The 5,187-nt window shown below is 36.6% G+C and carries 7 protein-coding genes and 8 tRNA genes; all 15 read right to left on the bottom strand.

From position 1 onward, the window contains the following. Positions 1-451, bottom strand: a 451-nt coding sequence (locus tag HMPREF2801_RS06280; RefSeq protein ID WP_148130084.1) for an ATP-binding cassette domain-containing protein, incomplete at its 3' end; no start/stop codon positions are given. 53 nt (positions 452-504) lie between these two features. Beyond that, positions 505-1,122, bottom strand: a complete 618-nt coding sequence (locus HMPREF2801_RS06275; protein ID WP_083303719.1) for a DNA-3-methyladenine glycosylase — start codon at positions 1,120-1,122, stop codon at positions 505-507. After that, complete coding sequence (locus tag HMPREF2801_RS09490) at positions 1,094-1,255, bottom strand: YkvA family protein (RefSeq protein ID WP_246829988.1); 162 nt, start codon at positions 1,253-1,255, stop codon at positions 1,094-1,096. Before HMPREF2801_RS09490 ends, HMPREF2801_RS06275 begins: the two co-directional genes overlap by 29 nt. Next, complete coding sequence (locus HMPREF2801_RS06270; RefSeq protein WP_246829987.1) at positions 1,218-1,475, bottom strand: hypothetical protein; 258 nt, start codon at positions 1,473-1,475, stop codon at positions 1,218-1,220. The genes HMPREF2801_RS09490 and HMPREF2801_RS06270 overlap by 38 nt, the downstream gene beginning before the upstream one ends. 51 nt (positions 1,476-1,526) lie before the next feature. Further along, complete coding sequence (pyrE, locus tag HMPREF2801_RS06265) at positions 1,527-2,156, bottom strand: orotate phosphoribosyltransferase (RefSeq protein WP_070611219.1); 630 nt, start codon at positions 2,154-2,156, stop codon at positions 1,527-1,529. Beyond that, on the bottom strand, positions 2,156-2,860 hold the full coding sequence (pyrF, locus tag HMPREF2801_RS06260; RefSeq protein WP_070611218.1) for an orotidine-5'-phosphate decarboxylase: 705 nt from the start codon (positions 2,858-2,860) through the stop codon (positions 2,156-2,158). Before pyrF ends, pyrE begins: the two co-directional genes overlap by 1 nt. A gap of 7 nt (positions 2,861-2,867) precedes the next feature. Then, positions 2,868-3,983 carry a peptide chain release factor 2 gene (prfB, locus tag HMPREF2801_RS06255; protein ID WP_070611217.1) on the bottom strand — a complete coding sequence of 372 codons (1,116 nt, stop codon included), beginning with the start codon at positions 3,981-3,983 and terminating at the stop codon, positions 2,868-2,870. Positions 3,984-4,162: 179 nt separating this feature from the next. Continuing rightward, positions 4,163-4,249: transfer RNA gene (locus HMPREF2801_RS06250), tRNA-Leu, on the bottom strand. 41 nt (positions 4,250-4,290) lie between these two features. After that, positions 4,291-4,367: transfer RNA gene (locus tag HMPREF2801_RS06245), tRNA-Arg, on the bottom strand. Positions 4,368-4,376: 9 nt separating this feature from the next. Beyond that, a tRNA-Gly gene (locus HMPREF2801_RS06240) sits at positions 4,377-4,451 on the bottom strand. 25 nt (positions 4,452-4,476) lie between these two features. Then, positions 4,477-4,562: transfer RNA gene (locus HMPREF2801_RS06235), tRNA-Tyr, on the bottom strand. Between the two features lie 22 nt (positions 4,563-4,584). Beyond that, positions 4,585-4,660: transfer RNA gene (locus HMPREF2801_RS06230), tRNA-Thr, on the bottom strand. Between the two features lie 253 nt (positions 4,661-4,913). Next, positions 4,914-4,987: transfer RNA gene (locus tag HMPREF2801_RS06225), tRNA-Asp, on the bottom strand. Positions 4,988-4,992: 5 nt separating this feature from the next. Further along, positions 4,993-5,068, bottom strand: a tRNA-Val gene (locus tag HMPREF2801_RS06220). A 4-nt stretch (positions 5,069-5,072) separates the two neighbouring features. Then, positions 5,073-5,147, bottom strand: a tRNA-Glu gene (locus HMPREF2801_RS06215). Positions 5,148-5,187 lie beyond the last annotated feature (40 nt).

The following is a 5,187-nucleotide window of genomic DNA, read 5'->3' as shown; positions in this document are numbered from 1 at the left end:
TGGCAACTCTTTGCTTTTGTCCACCAGATAAAAGATGGGGAGCATTCTTTTTGTAATCTGTCATTCCCACATCTTCTAGAGCCTTATCAACTCTTCTTCTTATTTCACTTGGCTCAATGCCAAGATTTTCTGGACCAAAGGCCACTTCATCTTCGACAATTGTGGCAACTAATTGGTTGTCAGGATTTTGAAAAACCATTCCCGCCGTTCTCCTAATATCCCAAATCTCTTCTTCATTCTTCGTGTTCATGCCGTCAACAAGAACATCACCTTGGCCAGGAATTAAGAGTCCATTAATTAATTTAGCAAGAGTTGACTTTCCTGAACCATTATGTCCAAGGAGGGCGACAAACTCGCCTTCATTTATTTCTAAATCTATATCTTTTAAAATTTGTATTGCATTTTCGTCTTCATAATCATATTTAAAAGACAAGTTTTTTATGCTAATCATTACATCACCTTTATGTTAACTTATTATAAGTGATAACCTAACAAAAATCTACCTTATTTTACCGACACATAAGGATTATCCCCTATGTAAAATCTTAGAGGAAGATTTGCATACTCTTCTGCATAATCTATTCCAATTCTTTTCGCAGTAATTATATTTTTAACTTCTTCTCCATCTTCTATAAATAAATAATCTTTTGAGAGAATTTTACCATTTAAACTTCTATCAATGCTAAGAGCCATAGCTAGTTTTCCTGGTCCATTAGTTAGATTTTTCTTTTGATAAGTAGATAAATTTTTAAAATTTTTCCCAAATCTATTTATCGCTATTCCATCTATATTTTCAATAGGCTCTACTGCACGAATTAGGACAGCCTCTGGCTCGCCCTCATCCCTTGTCACAATATTAAAGAGATTATACATTCCATAAATAAGATAGACATAAATTGTGCCGCCCTCTCTATATAAAATCTCATTTCTCTTTGTAATATTTCCGCCGTAGGAGTGACAAGCTCTGTCATTTAAACCGAGATAGGCTTCAGTTTCAACTATTTTTGCACAGAAAAAATTACCAGAAATATTTCTGATAATTTTCTTTCCTAATAAATTTTTTGCTACTTCAACTGTGTCTCTCTTGAAAAAATCAGTACCTAGAATTTTTCCACTTATCATATTTTTCCAATTCCTTGTTCAATTTCTTAATGATGTAAGTTAAAACACTTAAATCGTCGAAAAAGCCAAAAAATAAAATAAAATCTGGAACAATGTCAGCTGGATTTATATAGATACAAAAATCCTGCCACAATTAAGATAATATCTTTTTTCTTTACATCTCTATAGTTTCCCTTTGAATAGTCCATGACAAGCCCAAGGGCAAGTTTAAGTTCCCGAGAAATCTTTTTAAACATATCAAGTTTATTAGTTTGTGACATAGACTCCTCAATAACTTTATTTAACCTATCCTTATTTTTAAAAACTTGATTGGCATAAGGCAAGATCCTTCTTAAAGTTTTATAATAATTCAACTATTTTCCCCCTAAGTTTGAATTTCACTTTTTCTTTACCCAAAAAGTAAATTAAACATTCATCCAAGAGGAATCCTTTGGATTTTCCCTAAATAATTTTAACTTTTCAATTTCACTTTCCTTGATGTAGTCCATTTCGTGAGCAACATCAATTAGTTCGTCAAAATTTGTAAGTGATTCGTGTTTGTAGCCAGAAGCCTCAAAATTTTCAGCAGCTGATTTCATATTGTAGGTGAAAATACTTACTATGCCAAGAACTTCATAGCCCACATCAGTAAGGGCCTTTGCAGCTTCAATAGAGGAGCCGCCAGTTGAAAATAAGTCTTCAATTACAACAACCTTGGCGCCAGGAATTTTTGCCCCTTCGATTTTATTTTGCTTGCCATGGTCCTTGTTTGAAGATCTCACAAAGCCCATAGGTAAATTCATTTTGTCAGCAATAATAGCAGCATGAGGAATGCCAGCAGTTGCTGTACCCATAATATATTCTACATTAGGGAATTTTCCTTTAATTAAATTTACAAGACTCTCTTCTACAACTTTTCTGTCCTCTGGGTAAGAAAGTGTAAGTCTGTTGTCACAGTAAATAGGAGACTTTATGCCAGATGCCCAAGTGTAAGGTTCTTCCGGTGAAAGTGTTACAGCCTTTAGTTTTAATAAAATTTTCGCAATTTCTCGCATTATTCTCCTCCTAAAAAGTCTCTTTTAATTTCCTTGTATTCCTTTAGTGGATCTTCTGCCTTTGTGATAGGTCTTCCAACAACTATATAGTCAGACCCTAATTCTCTTGCCTCACTTGGAGTTACAACTCTCTTTTGGTCGTCAGTACCCTTAACTTTTCTAATGCCAGGAGTAACTGTGATAAAGTCATCTCCTAAGTTTTCTTTAATCTTTGGCACTTCAAGGGCAGAGCAAACTATGCCAGATAAGTTTGCATCTTTGGCAAGTCTTGCATAATCAAGAACAACATCATCAAGAGATTTTCTCTCGTCAATTTTAAGCTCATGGTGCATAACATCTTCGTCAGTTGAAGTAAGCATAGTTACGCCAAGAGTAATCATCTCAGGCTTTTCCTTATTTACAATCTCACTAGCTTCACTTAACATTTTTTTGCCGCCAGCTATGTGGTAGTTTATCATGTCAACATCAAGTGAAATTAGAGAATTTGTCGCACCCTTACAAGTATTTGGAATGTCGTGAATTTTCAAATCCAAAAATATTTTGTGTCCAAGTTTTTTTATCTCATTAATAATACTTGGACCTTCCTTATAAAAAAGCTCCATTCCAACTTTTACATAAACTTTTTCGTCCTTAAAATTTTTTAAAAAATCAAGAGCTACTTCGCCACTTGGAAAATCAAGGGCAATAATTACATCCTTTGCCATATCAACCTCAGCTTTCTGCAGTCGCCTTTTCTTGCAAATAGGCGTTAATAAAAGTATCTAAATCTCCGTCCATTACTCTTTCCACATCACCAACATCTACATTAGTTCTGTGATCCTTGACCATTGTATAAGGTTGGAAAACATAGGACCTAATTTGTGAACCCCATGCAATTTGTGAATAATTACCTTGGAGATCTTCGATTTTTTCCTTCTTTTCTTCTTCAGCAAGGGCAATAAGTTTTGCCTTTAACATGTTCATTGCCTTTTCTCTGTTTTGAATTTGACTTCTTTCATTTTGACACTGAACAACAATACCAGTAGGAATATGTGTGATTCTAACAGCAGAGTCAGTAGTGTTTACGTGTTGACCACCAGCACCAGAAGACCTGTATGTGTCAATCTTTAACTCTTCTTCCTTTATTTCAACTTCATTGTCGTCATCAAGCTCTGGGAAGACATCAACAGATGAAAAAGAAGTGTGCCTTCTTTTGTTAGAATCAAAAGGAGAAATCCTTACAAGTCTGTGAACGCCCTTCTCACCTTTTAGATAGCCATAGGCGTTTTCTCCAGAAATTTTTAAAGTAACAGACTTAATGCCAGCCTCGTCTTCCTTTAAGAGGTCAAGAGTTTCAACCTTGAAGCCCTTGTTTTCAGCATATCTAGTGTACATCCTGAGAAGCATACTCGCCCAATCTTGTGCCTCAGTACCACCAGCACCAGCGTGAATAGAAAGAATGGCATCGTTAGAATCGTACTCGCCATTTAAGAGAGTATTAAGCTTAAAGTCAGCAGTTTCCTTTTCAATTTCATCAACAAGAGCTTGAAAGTCAGCATAAGAAGAATAATCTTCCTCGATTTCCATTAAAGTAATAAGATCCTCTGCATCTGTAATTAGCTCATTTAACTGGTCGTACTGATCTATCTTCCTTTGATATGAATTTGTTTCATTTATAACTTTTTGGGCAGCCTCATTGTCGTCCCAAAAACCTGGTTCCATTTGTTTTTTATTAAGTTCAACAACTTTTTCCTTAAGAGAATCAATCTCCAGAGACTCTCCCAAAGCCTTTGTAGTAGATTTGGAATTTTCCAGGCGCTCCTTATCTAAATAGACATTTTGCTCCATAAAAATCCTCCTTTATTTTGCTTATTTTAGTATAACACAGATGTCCCTATCTCACTAATATTTTTGTGTCCACAAAAGAAATTTATTAAAAAATTTTTCTCAATAAAAAAAATTATTAGCAAGTCATTTCTAAAAATTTGCATAAAAAAAACTACCTAACAAAAGTTAAGTAGTTCATCTGGTGCAGAAAGAGGGACTTGAACCCTCACGCGATTTCTCGCACATGCCCCTCAAACATGCCTGTCTGCCTATTCCAGCACTCCTGCATAAAACAAAAAAGCTTGTAATATAAAATTACAAGTTTTTGTGGCGTATCCTAGAGGATTCGAACCCCCGGCCTTCTGGTCCGTAGCCAGACGCTCTATCCAGCTGAGCTAAGGATACATAAAAAAATGGAGCGGATGACGAGATTCGAACTCGCGACCATCGCCTTGGCAAGGCGATGCTCTACCACTGAGCCACATCCGCATAAGTAAATTTTTATAAAGTTTTTTGGTGGAGGAGAGTGGATTTGAACCACTGAAAGCTAAGCTAACGGATTTACAGTCCGTCCCCTTTGGCCAACTCGGGAACTCCTCCATGTAAAATCCCATAGATTTATTGGAGCTGGTGGGAGGACTTGAACCCCTAACCTACTGATTACAAGTCAGTTGCTCTACCAATTGAGCTACACCAGCTTAATTAGTTTTTTAATTAATAAACTCTTTAGTTTATTAGTTCTTATTATTTTTTACACCAATCAACCTTCGCTTTCGCTCGGTTTCTTGGGAAGCTCAATGGCAAAACCTTTAGCAAATCAGAGATTTGGCCGGTTTTGCATAAGTTCGAGTGAACAAAATCAAAGATTTTGACTCTCACTTAACCTACACCAGCATCTCACTTATTAATCATAGCATACTTTATAAAATTTTGCTATGAAAATTTATTTGACGACCTGGATCGGGCTCGAACCGACGACCTCCAGCGTGACAGGCTGGCATTCTAACCAACTGAACTACCAGGCCATTTTTGGTGGACACAATAGGGCTCGAACCTATGACCCCCTGCTTGTAAGGCAGATGCTCTCCCAACTGAGCTATGCGTCCATTCTGGTGACCCTGCCGAGAATCGAACTCGGGATACCACCGTGAAAGGGTGGTGTCTTAACCGCTTGACCACAGGGCCTCATTTAATTTGGTAGCGGGAGAAGGATTTGAACCTCCGG

It is taken from the genome of Peptoniphilus sp. HMSC062D09 (genome assembly GCF_001811425.1).
In the GTDB taxonomy this organism is placed as follows: domain Bacteria; phylum Bacillota; class Clostridia; order Tissierellales; family Peptoniphilaceae; genus Peptoniphilus_A.
Note: the sequence above shows the minus strand (reverse complement) of the source record. Positions and strands in the feature narration are given on the sequence as shown.

Bases quoted from the DNA above. Each gene is read 5' to 3' on its own strand.
- HMPREF2801_RS06275 (WP_083303719.1), bottom strand. From the start codon at position 1,122: ATGATAAGTGGAAAAATTCTAGGTACTGATTTTTTCAAGAGAGACACA.
- pyrE (WP_070611219.1), bottom strand. From the start codon at position 2,156: ATGCGAGAAATTGCGAAAATTTTATTAAAACTAAAGGCTGTAACACTT.
- pyrF (WP_070611218.1), bottom strand. From the start codon at position 2,860: ATGGCAAAGGATGTAATTATTGCCCTTGATTTTCCAAGTGGCGAAGTA.
- prfB (WP_070611217.1), bottom strand. From the start codon at position 3,983: ATGGAGCAAAATGTCTATTTAGATAAGGAGCGCCTGGAAAATTCCAAA.